Annotated in this window: 21 protein-coding genes; 17 read left to right on the top strand and 4 right to left on the bottom strand. The window is 74.4% G+C overall.

The annotated features are described in order from the left end of the window. The first annotated feature begins 4 nt into the window (after positions 1–4). On the top strand, positions 5–1,228 hold the full coding sequence (gene hemW, locus ACGF5C_RS25530; RefSeq protein ID WP_357704548.1) for a radical SAM family heme chaperone HemW: 1,224 nt from the start codon (positions 5–7) through the stop codon (positions 1,226–1,228). An 85-nt stretch (positions 1,229–1,313) separates the two neighbouring features. Here hemW and ACGF5C_RS25525 read toward each other — a convergent pair whose 3' ends face one another. Beyond that, a complete protein-coding gene (locus ACGF5C_RS25525; RefSeq protein WP_393305497.1) occupies positions 1,314–1,976 on the bottom strand; it encodes a DUF4870 domain-containing protein in 663 nt (220 codons plus the stop codon). Between the two features lie 245 nt (positions 1,977–2,221). On the opposite strand from ACGF5C_RS25525, the gene hrcA reads away from it, so the two are divergent. The 3 genes from hrcA to ACGF5C_RS25510 all read left to right on the top strand — a co-directional run bounded on the left by hrcA (position 2,222) and on the right by ACGF5C_RS25510 (position 5,348). Then, positions 2,222–3,244 (top strand): heat-inducible transcriptional repressor HrcA, encoded by a 1,023-nt coding sequence (gene hrcA / locus ACGF5C_RS25520; protein ID WP_393305495.1) that lies wholly within the window; start codon positions 2,222–2,224, stop codon positions 3,242–3,244. Between the two features lie 73 nt (positions 3,245–3,317). After that, positions 3,318–4,463, top strand: coding sequence for a molecular chaperone DnaJ (dnaJ, locus tag ACGF5C_RS25515; protein WP_350710901.1), 1,146 nt, complete (start codon positions 3,318–3,320; stop codon positions 4,461–4,463). A 150-nt stretch (positions 4,464–4,613) separates the two neighbouring features. After that, entirely contained in the window at positions 4,614–5,348 is a 735-nt protein-coding gene (locus tag ACGF5C_RS25510; RefSeq protein ID WP_393305493.1) for a 16S rRNA (uracil(1498)-N(3))-methyltransferase, read from the top strand. A gap of 3 nt (positions 5,349–5,351) precedes the next feature. Here ACGF5C_RS25510 and ACGF5C_RS25505 read toward each other — a convergent pair whose 3' ends face one another. Further along, positions 5,352–6,113, bottom strand: a complete 762-nt coding sequence (locus tag ACGF5C_RS25505) for an SDR family NAD(P)-dependent oxidoreductase (RefSeq protein WP_393305491.1) — start codon at positions 6,111–6,113, stop codon at positions 5,352–5,354. Positions 6,114–6,206: 93 nt separating this feature from the next. Here ACGF5C_RS25505 and ACGF5C_RS25500 point away from each other — a divergent pair, with 93 nt between their 5' ends. The 8 genes from ACGF5C_RS25500 to ACGF5C_RS25465 all read left to right on the top strand — a co-directional run bounded on the left by ACGF5C_RS25500 (position 6,207) and on the right by ACGF5C_RS25465 (position 13,875). Next, positions 6,207–6,566: a histidine triad nucleotide-binding protein gene (locus tag ACGF5C_RS25500; RefSeq protein WP_357702713.1), complete on the top strand. Its 360-nt coding sequence runs from the start codon at positions 6,207–6,209 to the stop codon at positions 6,564–6,566. Continuing rightward, positions 6,563–7,939, top strand: coding sequence for a serine hydrolase domain-containing protein (locus ACGF5C_RS25495; RefSeq protein WP_393305489.1), 1,377 nt, complete (start codon positions 6,563–6,565; stop codon positions 7,937–7,939). Before ACGF5C_RS25500 ends, ACGF5C_RS25495 begins: the two co-directional genes overlap by 4 nt. 308 nt (positions 7,940–8,247) lie before the next feature. Continuing rightward, on the top strand, positions 8,248–9,306 hold the full coding sequence (locus ACGF5C_RS25490) for a PhoH family protein (RefSeq protein WP_393269360.1): 1,059 nt from the start codon (positions 8,248–8,250) through the stop codon (positions 9,304–9,306). An 18-nt stretch (positions 9,307–9,324) separates the two neighbouring features. Beyond that, complete coding sequence (ybeY, locus tag ACGF5C_RS25485) at positions 9,325–9,795, top strand: rRNA maturation RNase YbeY (protein ID WP_350684821.1); 471 nt, start codon at positions 9,325–9,327, stop codon at positions 9,793–9,795. Next, positions 9,771–11,183, top strand: a complete 1,413-nt coding sequence (locus ACGF5C_RS25480) for a hemolysin family protein (protein ID WP_393305583.1) — start codon at positions 9,771–9,773, stop codon at positions 11,181–11,183. Before ybeY ends, ACGF5C_RS25480 begins: the two co-directional genes overlap by 25 nt. Further along, complete coding sequence (locus tag ACGF5C_RS25475) at positions 11,176–11,562, top strand: cytidine deaminase (protein WP_350710790.1); 387 nt, start codon at positions 11,176–11,178, stop codon at positions 11,560–11,562. The genes ACGF5C_RS25480 and ACGF5C_RS25475 overlap by 8 nt, the downstream gene beginning before the upstream one ends. Before the next feature lie 40 nt (positions 11,563–11,602). After that, positions 11,603–12,499 carry a GTPase Era gene (gene era, locus ACGF5C_RS25470; RefSeq protein WP_393305487.1) on the top strand — a complete coding sequence of 299 codons (897 nt, stop codon included), beginning with the start codon at positions 11,603–11,605 and terminating at the stop codon, positions 12,497–12,499. Between the two features lie 167 nt (positions 12,500–12,666). Continuing rightward, positions 12,667–13,875: an acyltransferase gene (locus tag ACGF5C_RS25465; RefSeq protein ID WP_393305485.1), complete on the top strand. Its 1,209-nt coding sequence runs from the start codon at positions 12,667–12,669 to the stop codon at positions 13,873–13,875. Here ACGF5C_RS25465 and ACGF5C_RS25460 read toward each other — a convergent pair. Further along, a complete protein-coding gene (locus ACGF5C_RS25460) occupies positions 13,862–14,692 on the bottom strand; it encodes a DUF4097 domain-containing protein (protein ID WP_393305483.1) in 831 nt (276 codons plus the stop codon). The two genes, ACGF5C_RS25465 and ACGF5C_RS25460, sit on opposite strands and share 14 nt — an antisense overlap. 100 nt (positions 14,693–14,792) lie before the next feature. Here ACGF5C_RS25460 and recO point away from each other — a divergent pair, with 100 nt between their 5' ends. From recO to ACGF5C_RS25435, 5 genes are all read left to right on the top strand, one after another. Then, entirely contained in the window at positions 14,793–15,635 is an 843-nt protein-coding gene (gene recO / locus ACGF5C_RS25455; protein ID WP_350710784.1) for a DNA repair protein RecO, read from the top strand. 8 nt (positions 15,636–15,643) lie between these two features. After that, positions 15,644–16,444 carry an isoprenyl transferase gene (locus tag ACGF5C_RS25450; RefSeq protein ID WP_357460517.1) on the top strand — a complete coding sequence of 267 codons (801 nt, stop codon included), beginning with the start codon at positions 15,644–15,646 and terminating at the stop codon, positions 16,442–16,444. Positions 16,445–16,508: 64 nt separating this feature from the next. Then, on the top strand, positions 16,509–16,694 hold the full coding sequence (locus ACGF5C_RS25445; protein WP_393305481.1) for a hypothetical protein: 186 nt from the start codon (positions 16,509–16,511) through the stop codon (positions 16,692–16,694). Positions 16,695–16,974: 280 nt separating this feature from the next. After that, positions 16,975–17,196 (top strand): thioredoxin reductase, encoded by a 222-nt coding sequence (locus tag ACGF5C_RS25440; RefSeq protein ID WP_350710780.1) that lies wholly within the window; start codon positions 16,975–16,977, stop codon positions 17,194–17,196. A 70-nt stretch (positions 17,197–17,266) separates the two neighbouring features. Then, complete coding sequence (locus ACGF5C_RS25435; protein ID WP_393305479.1) at positions 17,267–18,028, top strand: pirin family protein; 762 nt, start codon at positions 17,267–17,269, stop codon at positions 18,026–18,028. 147 nt (positions 18,029–18,175) lie between these two features. Here ACGF5C_RS25435 and gndA read toward each other — a convergent pair whose 3' ends face one another. Further along, positions 18,176–19,618, bottom strand: a complete 1,443-nt coding sequence (gene gndA, locus ACGF5C_RS25430) for an NADP-dependent phosphogluconate dehydrogenase (protein WP_393305477.1) — start codon at positions 19,616–19,618, stop codon at positions 18,176–18,178. Positions 19,619–19,907: the final 289 nt, after the last annotated feature.

Raw genomic sequence — 19,907 nt, 5'->3', positions numbered from 1 at the left:
GGCCATGCCCGGCGTCCTTCCAGAAGGCGAATCCGTCCCCGTCGACGGCTCGCTGCCCGCCGCCGCCACCCGCGCGGTCGGCGCACGCGGCTTCGGCGTGTACGTGCACGTCCCGTTCTGCGCCAGCCGCTGCGGCTACTGCGACTTCAACACGTACACCGCCGCCGAGCTGGGTGGTGGGGCGAGCCGGGAGGGGTACGCCGACACCGTGCTGGCCGAGCTGGCGCTCGCCGGCCGGGTGCTGGGCGACGCCCCGCCGCCCCGGGTCGACACGGTCTTCGTCGGCGGCGGCACCCCGACCCTGCTTCCCGCCGACGACCTGGCCCGGATCCTCGACGGCATCGATCGCACCTGGGGGCTCGCGCCCGACGCCGAGGTGACCACCGAGGCCAACCCGGAGTCGGTGACCCCGGAGTCCCTGCGGGCACTGCGGGCGGCCGGCTACACCCGGATCTCGCTGGGCATGCAGTCCGCCGCGCCGGGGGTGCTGGCGATCCTCGACCGGACGCACAGCGCCGGCCGGGCCACCGCCGCCGCGCGGGAGGCCCGCGACGCCGGGTTCGAGCACGTCAACCTCGACCTCATCTACGGCACGCCGGGGGAGAGCGAGGACGACTTCGCCGCCTCCCTCGACCAGGTCGTCGCCGCCGGGGTGGACCACGTCAGCGCGTACGCCCTGATCGTGGAGGACGGCACCCGGCTCGCCGCCCGGATGCGGCGTGGCGAGCTGGCGTACCCCTCCGACGACGTCGCCGCGGACCGCTACCTGGCCGCGGAGGCCGCCCTCGACGCGGCCGGTTTCTCCTGGTACGAGGTGTCGAACTGGGCCCGCGGCGACGCGGCCCGGTGCCGGCACAACCTGCTCTACTGGACCGGCGCCGACTGGTGGGGCCTCGGCCCGGGGGCGCACAGCCACGTCGGCGGCGTGCGCTGGTGGAACGTGAAGCATCCCACGACGTACGCGAAGCGGCTGGCCGGCGGCGAGTCGCCCGGCCTGGCCCGGGAGGTGCTCACCGCCGACGAGGCGCACATGGAGGACGTCATGCTCCGGCTGCGGCTCGCCTCCGGGCTGCCGCTGGACGCCCTCGACGACGCCGGCCGGGCCGGTGCCGAGCGGGCGCTCGCCGACGGCCTGCTGGCCGGCCCCGACCACGCGGCGGGCCGGGCCGTGCTGACCCTGCGGGGGCGGCTGCTCGCCGACGCGGTCGTCCGCGACCTGCTGCCCTGAGGCGGGCAGGCCTCCGCCGTGTGGTGGCGCGGGCGGCAGGCCTCCGCCGTGTGGCGGCGCATGGCCGGGGGACGGCCGGCCCGGCTCACCTGGTGAAGCTGTAGGCCATCGGGTAGCGGTAGAGCACGCCCTCGTTGGCCTTGACCCCGGCGACGATCCCGAAGATCAGCGGCACCAGCCAGACGAGCATCGGGACGAAGAACAGGATCCCGCAGGTGATCAGGGTGAGCACCCAGCTCAGCACGCCCACGACCGCCCAGGTGATCTGGAAGTTCAGCGCCGCGACGGCGTGCGCCCGGACGGTCGGCGACTGTTGCCCCCTGGCCATCAGCGCGATGAGCGGCGCGACCCAGCCGAGCAGGCCGCCGCCGACGACCACCCCGGCCGCGCCGCCGAAGTGGGCGATCAGGGCCCAGTTCTTGTCCTCGTTGTTGGCGTAGCCGCCGGTGGGGGCGCCGTAGCCGCCGCCGGTCGGATAGCCGACCCCCGGCGGGGGGTAGCCGCCCGGCGGGGGATAGCCCCCGGGCGGCGGGTAGCCACCCGGCGGAGGGTAGCCGCCCGACGGCGGTTGGTCACCGGTGGGCGGCGGATAGCCGCCGGGCGGGGGATAGCCGCCCGGGCCGGGTGCCCCGGACAGTGGTGCGGTGGGTTCGTCGGAGCCGGCCGGCCCGGGAACCCCCGACGGAGCGGCCGGGTCCGGCAGGTCGCCGGGGTCCCCCGCTCCGGGAGGGCGAGGTGGTTCAGTCATGGACGTCACGGTAGGGGCCGCGGGCAAGGCCGCACCAGAGCGACTCCGACCGGGATGTCCGGATGATCGGCTCTGGCGCCGCCGCCTCCACGGGCGGTGTGGCGCCGGTCGGATCGCCGTCCCAGGTTGATCATCGCGTCGGCGGGCGTGTCGACGTAGACTGGCACTCGTCTGTAGCGAGTGCCAGCAACCCGCCCGCCCCTCGGGGCGCGGGAGGTCCGACGTGCGACAGGAGGTGGGGAACGATGGGTCTCGACGACCGCAAGCTCGCCGTGCTGCGCGCGATCGTCGAGGACTACGTCGCCACGCAGGAGCCCGTCGGCAGCAAGGCGCTGGTCGAGCGGCACCAGCTCGGGGTCTCCCCGGCGACCGTCCGCAACGACATGGCCGTGCTGGAGGAGGAGGGCTACATCCGCCAGCCGCACACCAGCGCCGGCCGGGTGCCCACCGACCGCGGCTACCGGCTCTTCGTGGACCGGCTGTCCAGGGTCAAGCCGCTCAGCCCGGCCGAGCGCCGCGCGATCGAGCGCTTCCTGGTCGGCGCGGTCGACCTCGACGACGTGGTGCACCGCACCGTACGGCTGCTGGCGCAGCTGACCCGGCAGGTCGCCGTGGTGCAGTACCCGAGCCTGGCCCGCTCCTCCGTCCGCCACCTGGAGCTGGTGCCGATCTCCACGACCCGGCTGATGCTGGTCATGATCGCCGACACCGGCCGGGTCGAGCAGCGGCTGGTCGAGCTGCCCGGGCCGATCCCCGCCGACGACGTCACGGACCTGCGCCGGCTGGTCAACGAGAAGCTGGTCGGCACCCGGCTGTCCGAGACCCCGCCGCTGGTGCAGGCGCTGGTCGACGAGTCGGTGCCGCACCTGCGGCCGGCCATGGCCACCCTCTCCACCGTGCTGCTGGAGACGCTGGTCGAGCGGCACGAGGAGCGGATCGCGCTGGCCGGCACGGCCAACCTCACCCGCGGCGGCCTGCTCGACTTCCAGGGCTCGCTGCGCCCCATCCTGGAGGCGTTGGAGGAGGAGGTCGTGCTGCTCAAGCTCATCGGTGAGGCGGAGCCGAGCACGACCCGGGTGCTGATCGGCGATGAGAACGAGATCGACAACCTGCGCGCCGCCTCGGTGGTCAGCACCGGCTACGGGCCGGGCGCGACGATCGTGGCCGGGCTCGGCGTGCTCGGGCCGACCCGGATGGACTACCCCGGCACCATCGCCACGGTGAGGGCCGTGGCACGCTACGTGGGCGAGCTGCTGGCCCAGAACTGACCAGTCAGGGCCGACGGCCGACTCCGGCCGACGACCGGCGCAACGCGAGACGAACATGAGGACACGGAACGCAGTGGCCAGGGACTACTACGGCATTCTCGGGGTGAGCCGGGAAGCCTCCGACGACGAGATCAAGCGCGCCTACCGGAAGCTGGCGCGGCAGTTCCACCCGGACGTCAATCCGGACCCGGAGGCACAGGAGAAGTTCAAGGACATCAACGCCGCGTACGAGGTCCTCTCGGACGACCGGAAACGGCAGATCGTCGACCTGGGCGGCGACCCGCTCGCCCCGGGCGGCGGGGGCGCGGGCGGCCCGGGCGGCCCCGGCGGCGCCGGCCCGTTCGTCGGCTTCCAGGACATCATGGACGCGTTCTTCGGCGGCGCGGCCGGCGGGTCGCGGGGCCCGCGACCGCGGACCCGGCCGGGCGCCGACGCGATCCTGCGGCTGGAGCTGGACCTGAACGAGACCGCGTTCGGCGTCGAGGCGCCGATCACCGTCGACACCGCCGTGCTCTGCACCACCTGCTCCGGCGCCGGCACCGCGGCCGGCACCCACCTGGCCACCTGCGAGGCGTGCGGCGGCCGGGGCGAGGTGCAGTCGGTGCAGCGCACCTTCCTCGGTCAGGTGGTCTCCGCCCGCCCCTGCACCGTCTGCCAGGGCTACGGCACCACCATCCCGCACCCCTGCCCGACGTGCGCCGGCGACGGCCGCGTCCGCACCCGGCGTTCGCTGACCGTCAAGATCCCCGCCGGGGTCGAGGACGGCATGCGCATCCGGCTGGCCCAGCAGGGCGAGGTCGGCCCGGGCGGCGGCACCGCCGGCGACCTCTACGTCGAGATCCACGAGCGGCCGCACGACGTCTACTCCCGCAAGGGCGACGACCTGCACTGCCGGGTCACCGTGCCGATGACCGCCGCCGCCCTCGGCACCCGGCTGACCATCAAGACGCTGGACAGCGAGGAGACGGTCGACGTCAAGGCCGGCACCCAGCCGGGCAGCACGCTGCGGCTGCGCGCCCGGGGCGTGCCGCACCTGCGCGGCACCGGCCGGGGCGACCTCTACGTCCACCTCGACGTGCGCACCCCGACAAAGCTCGACGCCGACCAGGAGCGGATGCTGCGCGACTTCGCCAAGACCCGGGGCGAGGAGGTCGCCGAGCTGACCAAGCAGGGCGGCTTCTTCTCCCGGATGCGCGACGCCTTCAACGGCCACGCCTGACCCGCACGCCCCGGGCCGCCGCGCTCCGCGGCAGCCCGGTCGGCTCCGCGGCCTGCGTGGCCCGTGGCCGGCGCCGCGGGCCTCGCGGCCCCGGTCGGCTCCGCCGCCCTCGCCGCCCCGGCGGCCGCCGGGACAGCTAGCCTGATCGTCGTGTCCGCGCCGCTGTTCCTGGTCGAGTCGCTGCCCACCGCCGACCGGCTGACCCTCGACGGCCCCGAGGGGCACCACGCCGCCACCGTGCAGCGGCTCCGCGTCGGCGAGGAACTGCTGCTCGCCGACGGGCGGGGCGGCACCGCCGCCGCCGTGGTCACCGCCGTCGGCCGCGGCACCCTCGACCTGGAGATCACCTCCCGGGGGTACGTCGACGCGTCCGTCCCGCGCCTGGTCGTGGTGCAGGGCATCGCCAAGGGCGACCGGGGCGAACTGGCCGTGCAGGCGATGACCGAGGTCGGGGTGGACGAGATCGTGCCCTGGGCGGCGGCCCGCTCGGTCACCCAGTGGCGCGGCGACCGGGGCGTACGGGCGCGGGAGAAGTGGGCGGCGACCGCCCGGGAGGCGGCCAAGCAGGCCCGCCGCGCCTGGCTGCCCGTGGTGGCGGGGGCGCCGGACGAGTCCACCGCCCGGGTCGCGCGCCGCATCGGCGGGGCCGCCGCGGCGTTCGTGTTGCACGAGGAGGCGCAGGAGCGGCTGACCACCGCCGAGCTGCCGGCCACGGGCGAGATCGTGCTGGTCGTCGGGCCGGAGGGCGGGATCGCCGACAGCGAGCTGGACACCTTCACCGGGGCCGGGGCCCGCGCGATCCGCCTGGGCCCGTCGGTGCTGCGCACCTCGACGGCCGGCGTGGCCGCCCTCGCGGTGCTCGCCACCCGCCTCGCCCGCTGGTGACGCTCAGCTGCGCAGGTAGGAGGCGCCGTTCAGGTCGACGATGGTGCCGGAGGCCCACTCCGCCTGCGGGGAGGCGAGCCAGTGGACGGCGGCGGCGATCTCCTCGGGGCGGGCCACCCGGTTGAACGGGCTCTGCGCCCGGATGGCGGCGCCCCGCTCCCCGCGCAGGTGCTCCGTGGTCATGTCGGTCTCCACGAAGCCCGGGGCCACCGTGGCGACGGTGATGCCGTACGGGGCCAGGGCCACCGCCAGCGACTGCCCCAGCGCGTTCAGCCCCGCCTTGCTCGCCCCGTACGCCGGCTGCTCCGGCTCGCCCCGGAAGGCGCCCCGGGAGGAGACGTTGACGATCCGGCCGCCCCGGTCGCGCATGTGCTGGGCGGCGCACCAGATGACGTTGCCCGCGCCGGTCAGGTTGGTCTCCACCACCTGCCGCCACCGCGCGCGCCACTGCGCGTAGGAGGCGCCGAAGACCGGGTGCGGGGCGTCCCGGTCGCCGTACACGCCGGCGTTGTTGACCAGCACGTCCAGCCCGCCCAGCAGGCCGGCCGCCTCGTCCACCATGGCCCGTACGGCGTCCGGGTCGGTCAGGTCGGCGCGGACCACGACGTGCCCCTCGCCGGGCAGTTCGGCACGCAGCCGCCCGGCCGCCTCCGCCGAGTCGCGGTGGTGGATCGCCACCCGGTCCCCGCTCGCCGCGAACGCCGTCGCCACCGCCCGCCCGATGCCGCCCGAGGCCCCCGTCACCAGTACCGCTCGTGAAGTCACGCCGGCCATCCTGCCCGGTCGGCCCCCGGTGTAAGGAAGGGGCCCTTCCTCTACCGAAAGCGATAACAAGGTGCCCTTCCTTACACTGCCCCGATGGGAACCGACTGCCTGTTCTGCCGCATCGTCGCCGGGGAGATCCCGGCCACCGTCGTGCGGGAAACCGCCACCACGCTCGCCTTCCGCGACATCGGCCCGAAGGCGCCGGTGCACGTGCTGGTCATCCCGAAGGAGCACTACGCCGACGTGGCGACGCTCGCCCAGGGCGACCCGGCGCTGGCCGGCGAGGTGCTCGCCACGGCCGCCGCGGTGGCCGAGGACGAGGGGCTGCTCGGCGACGGCTTCCGGCTGATGTTCAACACCGGCGCGTACGGCGGCCAGGAGGTCTTCCACGCGCACGCGCACGTGCTCGGCGGGGCGCCGTTGGGCCCGATGCTGGCCCGGGACCTCGCGTGACGACTGTCGACCACCGCCTGTCCCGGCTGGTGCGTCAGGTCCAGGCGCAGGCCCGGGTGCCGGCCGTGTCGGCGGCCCTGCACCGGGCCGACCGCCCGCTGTGGACGTGCGCGGTCGGCGGCACCGGCAACGACACCGAGCTGGGGCCGGGCACCCGGTTCCGGATCGGCTCGGTCACCAAGACGTTCACCGCCGTGCTGACCCTCCAGTGCCGCGACGACGGCCTGCTCGACCTGGACGACCCGCTGAGCCGCCACCTGGACCTGCCGGCCCACGGCGAGCTGACCGTGCGCCGGCTGCTGTCGCACACCGCCGGCCTGCAACGGGAGCCGTACGGCGACGTCTGGGACAGCCTGCGCGCGCCCGACGTCGACGAGCTGGTCGCCGACCTCGCCAGGGCCGAGCGGGTGCTGCCGCCGGGCCGCCGCTACCACTACTCCAACCTCGGCATGGCGCTGCTCGGCCGGCTCGTCGGCCACCTGCGGGGCGGCACCTGGGCGGAGGCGCTCGCCGACCGGGTGCTGACCCCGCTGGGGCTGGCCGACACCTCGGTGACGCCGGGCCCGCACGCCGCGACCGGTTTCCTGGTCGACGCGTACTCCGACGAGGCGCACCCGGAGCCGCCCACCGACTTCGGCGCGGTGGGGCCGGCGGCGCAGCTCTGGAGCACGGCCACCGACATGGCCCGCTGGGCGGCCTTCCTCGCCGACCCGGCGGCGCTGGATCCGGCCGGCGCGGTGCTCGCCCCGGCCACGCTGGAGGAGATGCGCTGGCCGGCGACGGTCACCGACGAGACGCTCTGGTCGGGCGGCTTCGGGCTCGGGCTGATCCTGGTGCCGCAGGGCAAGCGGATCATGCACGTCGGGCACGACGGCGCGATGCCCGGCTTCCTGGCCGGCGTCTACGGCCGGCGCGGCGGTGAGGGGACGCCCGGTGCGATGGGCGTCGCCGTGCTCGGCTCCTCCGGCACCGCCGGCGAGGTCCTGGACCTGCCGCACCGGCTGCTGGCCGCCGCCGTCGAGCACGACCCGGCCGACGTCGCGCCGTGGCGGCCGGGCCCACCCGCCCCGGAGGGCGTACGCGGGCTGCTCGGCCGCTGGTGGGGCGAGGGCTTCGGGTACGTCTTCTCGTGGCACGACGGCGCGCTGCGGGCCCGGGGCGCCGACGACCCGGCGGGGAAGCCGCCGGCGGTCTTCGCGCCGCTGCCCGACCAGCCGGACGTGTACCGCACGGTCTCCGGGCGTGAGGTGGGCGAGCTGCTGCGGCTCACCCGGGACGAGCACGGCGCGGTGATCCGGATGCACTGGGCGACCTACCGGTTCACCCGTACCCAGGAGACCTTCGACCGGTACGACTTCCGCGCCGGCTCCTGACGGCGGCGCGTACGGGCGGGGCGGGGCCGACGCGGGCCGCGTCCCGTCCGTGCCGTCGTGTGCCGTCCCGGCGTCGAACGGCAGTGTCCCGTACAGGATCGCGGCGCGTGCCCGCCCGGCCGGTGTCGTGGTGCCCCGCCGTGCCCGGTCCGGGTCGGTCACGGCGGGCGGGCCGTCCCGCACGCGCGGAAATGGACACGATGCCGCCGCTGTTGAGCAGATACGATGGGGGCAACGTCAGCGCGCCGCGCCAGCAGGCCCGGCGCCGAGATCGAGAGCAGGTGGCGCAGGGCCCCTCGGCCCGACCTATGACCGGCACCCCACCTCCCGGCCCGCCCCGGGTGCAGACCAGGATCACCGTTCCGGATTCCAAGATCATGGTCAACCTGCTCGGCGCGGGTGACGAGATCCTGCGACTGGTCGAGCGCTCGGTCAACAGTGACGTGCACGTCCGGGGCAACGAGATCACCATCACCGGCGCCCCCGCCGACAATGCCCTCGCCGAGCGGATCTTCAGCGAGCTGCTCGAACTCATCGAGAAAGGCGAGACCCTGACCACTGACGCCGTCCGGCGTACCGTCGGCATGCTCGAGCAGGGCGGCGCCGAGCGGCCCGCCGAGGTCCTGACGCTCAACATCCTCTCCCGGCGCGGGCGCACCATCCGCCCCAAGACGCTGGGGCAGAAGCGCTACGTCGACGCGATCGACGCGCACACCATCGTCTTCGGCATCGGCCCCGCCGGCACCGGCAAGACCTACCTGGCCATGGCCAAGGCCGTCCAGGCGCTCCAGGCCAAGCAGGTCAACCGGATCATCCTCACCCGGCCGGCGGTCGAGGCGGGGGAGCGGCTCGGCTTCCTGCCCGGCACGCTCAACGAGAAGATCGACCCCTACCTGCGCCCGCTCTACGACGCGCTGCACGACATGCTCGACCCCGACTCCATCCCCAAGCTGATGGCGGCGGGCACGATCGAGGTCGCGCCGCTGGCGTACATGCGGGGGCGTACCCTCAACGACGCGTTCATCATCCTCGACGAGGCACAGAACACCACGCCCGAGCAGATGAAGATGTTCCTCACCCGGCTCGGCTTCGGTTCCAAGATCGTCGTCACCGGTGACGTCACCCAGGTGGACCTCCCCGGCGGCACGACCAGCGGCCTGCGGGTGGTCCGGGAGATCCTGGAGAACGTCGAGGACGTGCACTTCGCCCAGCTCTCCAGCTCGGACGTGGTCCGCCACCGGCTGGTCGGGGAGATCGTCGACGCGTACGCCCGCTGGGACGCCGAGCGGGAGAACCAGCAGGCGCAGAGCGTGCACGCCGTGCCCGGGCGGACAGCCCAGGGCGGCCGGGCCGGCCGGCGCCGCTAGACCACCGAGGGAAGACTGTTGTCCATCGAGATCGCCAACGAGTCCGGCGTCGACGTCGACACCGACGCCGTGCTCGCCGTCGCCCGGCACGCCCTCGACGAGATGGGGGTCAACCCCCTCGCCGAGCTGTCCGTGCTGCTGGTCGACATCGACTACATGACCGAGCTGAACCACCGGTGGATGGGCGGCGACGGCCCGACCGACGTGCTCGCCTTCCCCATGGACGAGGGCAGCGTTGACCACGGGCCCGGCGAGTCGACCGCCGCCGGCGAGCCGGCGCTGCTCGGCGACATCGTGCTCTGCCCGGAGGTGGCGGCCAAGCAGGCGGCCACCGCCGGCCACTCCGCCGCCGACGAGCTGCACCTGCTCACCGTGCACGGCGTGCTGCACCTGCTCGGCTACGACCACGCCGAGCCGGAGGAGGAGCGGGAGATGTTCGCGCTCCAGGCCCGACTGCTGGCGAGCTGGCGGTCGACCCGGTCCCGGTGATGGACACCCCGACACTGGCGGCCGGCGCCACCGGCCTGCCCGACCTGCAACTGCTGGTCTCCGCGGCCGGCCTGGTGGTGCTGGCCGGCCTGATCGCGATGACCGAGGCGGCCCTCGCCGCGGTCTCGCCCGCCCGCGCCGCCGAGCTGGCCCGCGACGGCGTACGGGGCGCGCGCACGCTCCAGGCCGTCGCCGGGGACGTGGTCCGCCACCTCAACCTGCTCCTGCTGCTGCGGCTGCTCGCCGAGCTGACCGCCACCACGCTGGTGGCGCTCGTCGCGGTGGACACCTTCGGCGCGGGCTGGCGCGCGGCGCTGGTCACCGCCGGCGCGATGACCGTGATCAGCTTCGTGGTGGTCGGGGTCGGCCCGCGCACCCTCGGCCGGCAGCACGCGTACGTGGTCGGGCGGTCCGTCGCGCCCCTGGTCCGCTGGCTGGGCCGGGCGCTGAACCCGCTCGCCTCGCTGCTGATCCTGATCGGCAACGCGGTCACCCCGGGGCGCGGCTTCCGGGAGGGGCCGTTCGCCACCCAGGTGGAGCTGCGCGAGCTGGTCGACCTCGCCGAGCAGCGCGGCGTCGTGGAGCACGGCGAGCGCCAGATGATCCACTCCGTCTTCGCGCTCGGCGACACGATCGCCCGCGAGGTGATGGTGCCGCGCACCGAGATGGTGTGGATCGAGGAGCGCAAGACGCTCTCCCAGGCGCTGGCGCTCTTCCTGCGCTCCGGGTTCTCCCGGATCCCGGTCATCGGCGAGAGCGTCGACGACGTGCTCGGCGTGCTCTACCTCAAGGACCTGATCCGGCGCACCCAGGGCGGCGCCCCGGAGGACCGCCAGCTCCCGGTCGCCGAGCTGATGCGCCCCGCCACCTTCGTGCCGGAGTCCAAGCCGGTCGACGACCTGCTCTCGGAGATGCAGGCTGCCCGCAACCACCTGGTCATCGTCGTCGACGAGTACGGCGGCACCGGCGGGCTGGTCACCATCGAGGACATCCTGGAGGAGATCGTCGGAGAGATCACCGACGAGTACGATGTCGAGCGCCCGCCGGTCGAGCACCTCGACGACGGGGCGGTGCGGGTCACCGCGCGGCTCCCGGTGGAGGATCTGGGCGAGCTGTTCGACACCGAGCTGCCCACCGACGAGGTGGAGACCGTCGGCGGCCTGCTCGCCCAGTCCCTGGGCCGCGTCCCGATCCCGGGGGCGCAGGTCGAGGTCGCCGGGCTCCGGCTGATCGCCGAGGGCACCACCGGCCGACGCAACCGGATCGACACCGTGTTGGTGAGCCGGGTGGAGTCGACCGACACGCAGGACGGCCCGGGCCGCGGCGAGCACGCCGAGCCCCGGGGCGACACGAACCGATCCGAGGAGAGGCAACCCGCCGATGCCTGAGTCACCCGCCGTACCGGCCGCCCGGCCCACCCCGTCCGACCCGATCGAGCTGAGCGCCGAGGACGGCAAGCTGGTCGTCCTGGCCCGGGGCGCACGCGGCCGGGTGGGCGCCGTGGAGGGCGCGGCGGTACGCGACCAGGACGGGCGGACGTACGCCGCGGCCAGCGTCTCGCTGCCTTCGCTGACGATCACCGCGCTCCAGCTCGCGGTGGCCTCGGCGGCGGCGGCCGGCGCGAGCCGGCTGGAGGCCGCCGTGGTGGTGACCGAGGCGTCGACGCTGGACGGCGCCGGGCACGCGGCGGTGCGGGACCTCGCGGTTGACGCGCCGATCCACGTGGCCGCGCCGGACGGCACCGTCCTGGGCACGGTGGTCGAGTGAGCGGGCGGACGGCTGCCGGCGAGCGGGGCGGGGTCGCGGCGTGAGCGACCTGGAGCAGCGCCCCTACCGGGCCGGTTTCGCCTGTTTCGTCGGCCGCCCGAACGCCGGGAAGTCGACGCTGACCAACGCGATCGTCGGGCAGAAGATCGCCATCACCTCGAACAAGCCGCAGACCACCCGGCATATCATCCGGGCCGTCCTGCACCGCCCGGACTCCCAGCTCGTGCTGGTCGACACCCCGGGCCTGCACCGCCCCCGCACGCTGCTCGGCGAGCGCCTCAACGACATGGTCCGACAGACCTGGAGCGAGGTCGACGTGATCGGCCTCTGCATCCCGGCGGACGAGCCGATCGGGCGCGGCGACCGGTTCATCACCGGCGAGCTGGCCGAGCTGAAGGCCACGGTGCTGGCGGTGGTCACCAAGACCGACCTGGTGGACCGCAGGCGGCTGGCCGAGCAGTTGCTCGCCGTCAGCGAGCTGGGCGAGTTCGCCGAGGTGGTGCCGGTCAGCGCGGTCTCCGGGCACCAGGTGGACACGCTCGTCGAGGTGATGACCCGCTACCTGCCCGAGTCGCCGCAGCTCTACCCGGACGACATGCTCACCGACGACCCGGAGCAGGTGCTGGTCGCCGAGCTGATCCGGGAGGCGGCCCTGGAGGGCGTCCGTGACGAGCTGCCGCACTCCATCGCGGTGGTCGTCGAGGAGATGGTCCCCGAGGGCAAGCTCATGAAGATCTACGCCGACGTGTACGTCGAGCGGCCCAGCCAGAAGGCGATCGTGATCGGCCACCGGGCCAGCCGGCTCAAGGAGGTCGGCACGACCGCGCGGCGGCAGATCGAGGAGCTGCTCGGCACCCGGGTCTACCTCGACCTGCACGTCCGGGTGGCGAAGGACTGGCAGCGGGACCCGAAGCAGCTGCGCAAGCTGGGATTCTGACCGGTCGCCGGGCCGGGTGCGCCCCGGCCCGGCGACCCGGGCATGATCGATGTCGGTCGGCCGGGTGGAAGATGTCACGTTCGCGTGGGGTGCCGGCGGTTTGCCGGGACCGCTCCGGAGGGTAGGGGAAGGACCAGCCCCGTACCCCCGGACATTGATGCAGGCTGATGCGAAACCGATACCTTGACCTGCTCCGCTTCCTGGCCATCGTTCGAGTCGTGGTCTACCACGTCACCGGATGGGCCACCCTGACCCTCGTCTTCCCGGCGATGTCGGTGATGTTCGCGCTCGCCGGCTCGCTGATGGCCGCCTCGCTGCAACGGTGGGGGCCGGGAGCGGTCGTACGCCGGCTGCGTCGCCTGCTGCCGTCGCTCTGGGTGGTCGCCGCGGTCTTCGTACCCGCCATGCTGCTCACCGGGCTGCCGCTGAGCCCGAAGGCGCTGCTCTGGCTCTTCCCCGTCGCCGACCCGCCGGCCAACGGCTGGGGTGCGATCGCGCTGAGCGTGATCTGGTACCTGCGCGACTACCTCTGGTTCGTGCTCGCCTCCCCGGTCGCCCTCTGGCTGTTCCGGCGCGCCCCGGTGCCCACGCTGGTCGCCCCGTACGCCGTGCTCGCCGCGGCCGAGCTGGGCCTGCTGCCGGCGCTGCCGGGGGCGCTGCACCACTTCGGGCTCTACTTCGGCGCCTGGCTGCTCGGCTTCGCCCACCAGGCCGGCATGCTGCGCCGCCTGGCCACCCGGGTGCTGGTGCCCGTCGCGCTGGCCCTCGCCACCGCCGGGGCCGCCTGGATCGTCACCCACCCCGGACCCCGCGGGTACGACCTGAACGACAACCCCCTGGGCAACGCCCTCTGGTCGGCGGCCTTCGTCCTCGTCCTGCTCGGCCGGGCGCCGGCGGGCGCGCGCTGGGTGGACCGCAGCGCCGTGTTCGGCCGGGTCGTGACCGTGTTCAACCGGCGGGCGCTCACCGTCTACCTGTGGCACATGCCGTTCGTGGCGGCGCTCACCCCGCTGGTGGACGTGATGGGCTGGTCGCACCAGGATCCGGTCGGCCTGGCGATCCGGGTGGCCCTGGTCTTCGCCCTGGTCGCGGTGGTGACCGCCCTGGTCGGCTGGGTGGAGGACGTGGCGGCCCGCCGGCCGCCGGAGCTGGTCCCCGGCGGCTCCCGCCCCGCACCGGCCCGCACCGGGCCAACCGCCCCGACCGGCCCCGGTTCACCCGCCCCGACCGGCCCCGGTTCACCCGCCCCGGCCGGCACCGGGCCACCGCCCGCCCCGGCCCCCGCCGCGCGGCCCGGTCCGGCCACCCGGCGGGCCGGCGTGCCGGCGCCGCGCGTCGCCCCGGATCCGCAGACCGTCGAGATCAGCGCTGGGTGACCGTCTGGTTGCCGCCGCCGGTGGAGATGTCGAGCACCAGCGAGGCGGTCGGATCGTGGGTAACGCCCAGCCGGGTGTCGCCGCCGCCGGCCGTGGAACGGATCTGGTAGCGGCCCGCGGGCACGACGAGCTTGATGTCGCCGCTGGAGGTGTGCGTACGCGCCGAGGCAGGCGCGGCCAGGTCGACGGTGATGTTGCCGGAGCCCGCCTCGGCGTCCACCCCGGCGCCGAGGCGGCGCCCGGTGATGTCGCCGGAGCCGGCGCGCAGGGTCACGGCGGCCGGGGCGTCGTCCACGTCGATGTTGCCGGAGCCGGTCGTGACCGTGACCGCGCCGGCGGCGCCGGTCACCCTGACGTCACCCGAGCCGGTCTCCGCCACGACGGGGCCGTCGGCGCCGGTCACCCGGACGTTGCCGGAACCGAGCCGGATCTCCACCGCGCCGACCTTGGTCAGGTGGACGTCACCGGAGCCGGTCTCGCCCGTCACGCTCACCCCCTGGGGGGCGGTGACGTCGTAGGAGACGCTGCAGTCGTCGCCGCAGTCGGTGTCCAGCACCAGTTCGGCGCCGTTGATCTCGTACGTGGTGTCGGGCTGGCCGCCGTGGTAGCGCACCACCCGCTTGATCCGCACCTCGTCGTCCGTGCCGGTGGTGCGGACGGTCACGTCGCCGGACCCCGGAAGTACCCGGATGGCGGTGATCCGGGCCGCTTCGGTGTTGTCGTAGTCGAGCCGACGGGAGGCCAGGTTGTCGCACCCGGTGGAGACGATCAGGGTGGCTGCCACGGCGATCGTGGCGGCGGTCCGGTGGAGAGCCATGCGAGCACGCTACGAGGCACGGCGCGCGCCGCGCATCGGGGTTCTTCGCGCGTCCACCCCGAGCCGACCCTGATTTCGCACCCCGAGGGAGAATGGTCCGATGGCCGGGTACCGCCGACAGCTCTACCGCGACGACGCGGTGGTCCTGCGCGTGCAGAAGCTCGGCGAGTCCGACCGGATCATCACCCTGCTCACCCGCCGGCACGGCCGGCTGCGGGCGGTGGCCCGCGGGATCCGCCGCACCACCAGCAAGTTCGGCGCCCGGCTGGAGCCGTTCGGGCACGTCGACCTCCAGCTCGCCGGCGACCCGAAGGGCAACCAGGGCAGCTCGCTGCACACGGTCAGCCAGGTCGAGGGCATCGACCTCTACGGCAAGCGGTTCCTCGGCGACTATCCCCGCTACACGGCCGCCAGCGCGATCGCCGAGACCGCCGAGCGGCTCACCCCGGTGGAGCGGGAGCCGTCGCTGCGGCTGTTCCAGCTCACCCTCGGCGCGCTGCGGGCGCTCGCCGAGGGCAGCCACGACACCACCCTGGTGCTCGACGCGTACCTGCTGCGCGGGATGGCCCTCGCGGGCTGGGCGCCGGCGTTGACCGCCTGCGCCGTCTGCGGCACGCCCGGGCGGCACCGGGCGTTCTCCGTACCGGCCGGGGGAGCGGTCTGCCCGGACTGCCGGCCCCCCGGCGCGGCCCATCCCGCCCCGGCCACCATCGACCTGATGTCCGCGCTGACCAGCGGCGACTGGCGGGTCGCGGACGCCACCGAGACCGGCGTACGCCGGGAGTGCAGCGGCCTCGTCGCGGCGCACCTGCAGTGGCACCTGGAGCGCGCGCTACGCTCGCTGCCGCTGGTCGACCGGGGTGCCCCGGCGGCCGGCCCGGTCCCGCCGCCGCGTGGGGTGGGGGCCGGAGCGGATGGCGTGAGCAGGGAGAGAGCCGAGTGATCCGATCGATGAGGGCCGGCCGGCGCGAGCCGGTGCCGCCGACACCGCACCCCTCGGGCGCCCGGCCGCCGGCGTTGCCCGCCGAGGCGGTGCCCCGGCACGTCGCCGTGGTGATGGACGGCAACGGCCGGTGGGCCAAGGAGCGCGGGCTGCCCCGCACCAAGGGCCACGAGGCGGGGGAGTTCTCCCTGTTCGACACCATCGAGGGCGCCATCGAGCTGGGCATCCCCTACCTGTCGGCGTACGCCTTCTCCACCGAGAACTGGCGGCGCTCGCCGGACGAGGTCCGGTTCCTGATGGGCTTCAACCGGGACGTCATCCGCCGCCGCCGCGACCAGCTGGTCGACCTGGGAGTGCGGGTGGTCTGGTCCGGCCGGGCCGGCCGGCTCTGGAAGAGCGTCATCTCCGAGCTGCAGACGGCGGAGGAGATGTCCCGGGGCAACTCCACCCTGACCCTCCAGTTCTGCGTCAACTACGGCGGGCAGGCCGAGATCGCCGACGCCGCCGCCGCGATCGCCCGGGACGCGGCCGCGGGCAGGCTCGACCCGGCGAAGGTCACCGAGAAGACGGTGGCGAAGTACCTCTACCACCCGGAGGTCCCCGAGGTGGACCTCTTCCTCCGTCCCTCCGGCGAGCAGCGGATCTCCAACTACCTGCTCTGGCAGACCGCGTACGCCGAACTGGTGTTCCTCGACACGCTGTGGCCCGACTTCGACCGCCGGCACCTCTGGTACGCCTGCGAGCTGTACGCCCAGCGGGACCGCCGCTTCGGCGGCGCGCTGCCCAACCCGGTCGCCCCGCCGTCCTGAGGCTTACCGCTCCGCCGCGCGGGGTACCCCTCCGGTCAGCAGCCACTGACGGAGGTGAACCCACATGATCCAGAAGCGTATTGCCCAGTGGGCGTTGATGGCGGTCGCGGTGCCGCTGGCGGCGGCCGGCGCGCGTCGGCTCAGCCACACGCTGGAGGCCCGCCGCGGCCCGTCCGGGGTGAGCCGCCTGCTCGCCAAGGGTGCCGACATGCTCCGCCCGCGGAAGGCGAAGCGCCGCCGCTTCTTCTGACCCAGCCGGTCAGCGTCGCGGGGGGCGACGCTGACCTCCCCTCCCCGTCCCCGCCGCCACCCCGCCTGGCGATGATGCGGTGGTGGTGCCTCGCGAAAGCGTCCTACCGGGATCCGTCGCCTGGGGTGCGATCCTCGCGTTCGCCCTGGAGGCGGCCACCGGAATCGCATGATCGGCTGGCGGGGCGGGGTTCGGGGTTTCGGGGTGGGCGAGGGGTGGGGGTGCCTAGGATCGGGGGCGGGGTGGGTGCCCCGGACCGCGTCGAGCCTCGGGGGTGGGGATGCGGGATCTCCGGTACAAGATGATCATGGCGCTGAACGCCGCCGATCTCGGTGACCCGATCTGCGCGCAGGTGGCCGAGATCTGCGCCGAGATCGCCGAGCAGCACTGCCACGAGCTCGGCCACGCGCCGCAGCCGCGCTCCGGCGAGATCGGCGAGCTGGCCACGGGTGAACCGGCGCTCACCTGGGCGCCGACCGAGACCGGGCAGCGTGCCTGGTGACGCCTCCCGCCGACCCGCCGGCCGCGCCGGTCGATTCCGGGGCGGCGTCGGGCCGCCGACCGGTGACGCGGTGACCGCCCCCGCTCCGGCCGTCGACGTCCGGCGGGCCGACGACCGCTTCGCCACCCGGATCTCCTGGCTCGACTCGAAGCACTCGTTCTCGTTCTCCCGGCACTACGACCCGGCCAACACCCACCACGGTCTGCTGCTGGTCAACAACGACGACGTGGTCCGGCCGGGCGCCGGCTTCGAGACCCACCCGCACCAGGACATGGAGATCGTCACCTGGGTGTTGCGCGGGTCGCTGGTGCACCAGGACTCCACCGGCCACTCCGGCGTGATCTACCCGGGGCTGGCGCAGCGGATGAGCGCCGGCACCGGCATCCTGCACTCGGAGAAGAACGACTCCTGGCGGCTCGACGGCCGCGACCCGCACACCGATCCCGTCCACTTCGTGCAGATGTGGGTGCTCCCGGACGAGCAGGGCGTCGACCCCGGCTACGAACAGCTCGAGATCCACGACGAGCTTTTGCGCGGCGGCCTGGTGCCCGTCGCCTCCGGGATGGACCGCCACGACGGTGCCGCGGCGATCCGGATCCGGAACCGCTTCGCCGCCCTGCACGCCGCCCGGCTCCGCCCCGGCGACGAGGTCGATCTCCCGGACGCGCCCTTCGTCCACCTCTACGTGCCGACCGGCGCGGTCACCCTTGAGGACGGCGGCCTGCTCGGCACCGGCGACGCCGCCCGGCTCACCATGACGGGCGGGCGACGGGTCACCGCCACCGAGCCGGCCGAGATCCTGGTCTGGGAGATGCACGCCACCATCGCCTGACCCCCCACCCCCTCATCCCCCCGGGGTTTCTCGCCTCACACTCGGCGATCTTGCGGTTTCGGCCGCGTATTGCGGCTTCCGGGATGATTCGCCTGGGCGAAAAGTGCAAGATCGCGGGGCGCGGGGTGGGAGTGGGGGTGGGGTGGGTTAGGCCTGGATTTCGGAGCGGTCGGCGGACCAGAGGGTGTGGAAGGTGCCGTCGCGGTCCACGCGGTGGTAGGTGTGCGCGCCGAAGTTGTCCCGCAGCCCCTGGATCAGCGCCGCCGGGAGGCGCTCGGCGCGCAGCGCGTCGAAGTACGCCAGCGACGAGGCGAACGCCGGCGCCGGCACCCCGGCCCGGGCCGCCTCGGCAACCACCCTGCGCCAGCTCGGCACGCCGCCGTTGACGGTGTCCGCGAACCACGGCGCGACCAGCAGCGTCGGCAGCTCCGGCCGCTCGTCGTACGCCTGCCGGATGCGGTCGAGGAAGCGGGCGCGGATGATGCAGCCGCCCCGCCAGATCGTCGCGGTGCCGCCCAGGTCGATGCCCCAGTCGTACTCCTGCGAGCCGGCCCGGATGTGGTCGAAGCCCTGCGCGTACGCGACGATCTTGGAGGCGAGCAGCGCGCGGCGGACGTCCTCGACGAAGGTCTCCCGGTCGCCGACCTGCCACGTGTCGCCCGCGTCCGGGAACGCCCCGCGCGCCGCCGCCCGCTGGTCGGCGTGCCCGGACAGCGACCGGGCGAACGTCGCCTCGGCGATGCCGGTGATGGGGATGCCCAGGTCGAGGGCGCTCTGCACCGTCCAGCGGCCGGTGCCCTTCTGCTCGGCGCGGTCCAGCACGACGTCCACGAACGCCCGCCCGGTGGCCGCGTCGGTGTGCGCCAGCACGTCCCCGGTGATCTCGATGAGGAAGGACTCCAGCTCGCCGGAGTTCCAGTCGCGGAAGATCTCCGCGATCTCCGCCGGCTCCGCGCCCAGCCCCGCCCGCAGCAGGTCGTACGCCTCGGCGATGAGCTGCATGTCGGCGTACTCGATGCCGTTGTGCACCATCTTGACGAAGTGCCCGGCGCCGTCCGGCCCGATGTGCCGGCAGCACGGCACCCCGTCCACCTGCGCGGCGATCCTCTCGAAGATCGGGCCGAGCGTGCGGTAGGACTCCGCCGACCCGCCGGGCATGATGCTCGGGCCGCGCAGCGCACCCTCCTCGCCGCCGGAGACGCCGGTGCCGACGAAGTGCAGCCCGTGGGCCCGCAGCGCCTCCTCCCGCCGGCGGGTGTCGGCGAAGTGCGCGTTGCCGCAGTCCACGACGATGTCGCCGGGGTCGAGCAGCGGCACCAGTTCGTCGATCACGGCGTCGGTGGGCCCGCCCGCCTTGACCATCACGATCACCGCCCTCGGCCGCTCCAGCGAGGCGACGAAGTCCGCCATCGACTCGGCGGGGAGGAAGGTCCCCTCGTCGCCGTGCTCCGCGACCAGGCTGCGGGTGCGCTCCGGCGAGCGGTTGTGCAGCGCCACGGTGAAGCCGTTGCGGGCCAGGTTCCGGGCCAGGTTGCGGCCCATCACCGCCAGCCCGGTCACGCCGATCCGCGCCGTCGCCCGCTCGGCCATCCGTCCGCCGCCTTCCGTCGTCCGTGCCTGCCGCTGTGACCGTATCGCGGCGGGTGGCGGGCGCGGTGCGGTGTTCGGCAGCCCGTCACCGCAGGGTCGCCGTGCGCTCGCGGTCGGCCAGGCCGATCGTGCCGGTAATTCGGATGCGCGCGGCCTGCGGTGGGGTTAGCGTGTGGGCATGCGCAACTGACGCCCCATCTCCGAGCCGGCCCGCCGCCCTGCTGCCGTGGGTCCGCGTGCTCCCGGGCGTCCGCATTCCCACCCTGCCGCCGAGGCGCGGTGTCCGTCG

The organism is Micromonospora sp. NPDC047620 (assembly GCF_043205005.1).
Classification (GTDB): domain Bacteria; phylum Actinomycetota; class Actinomycetes; order Mycobacteriales; family Micromonosporaceae; genus Micromonospora.
The sequence above is the reverse complement of the archived record's forward strand: the minus strand, read 5'-3'. Positions and strand labels throughout refer to the sequence as shown.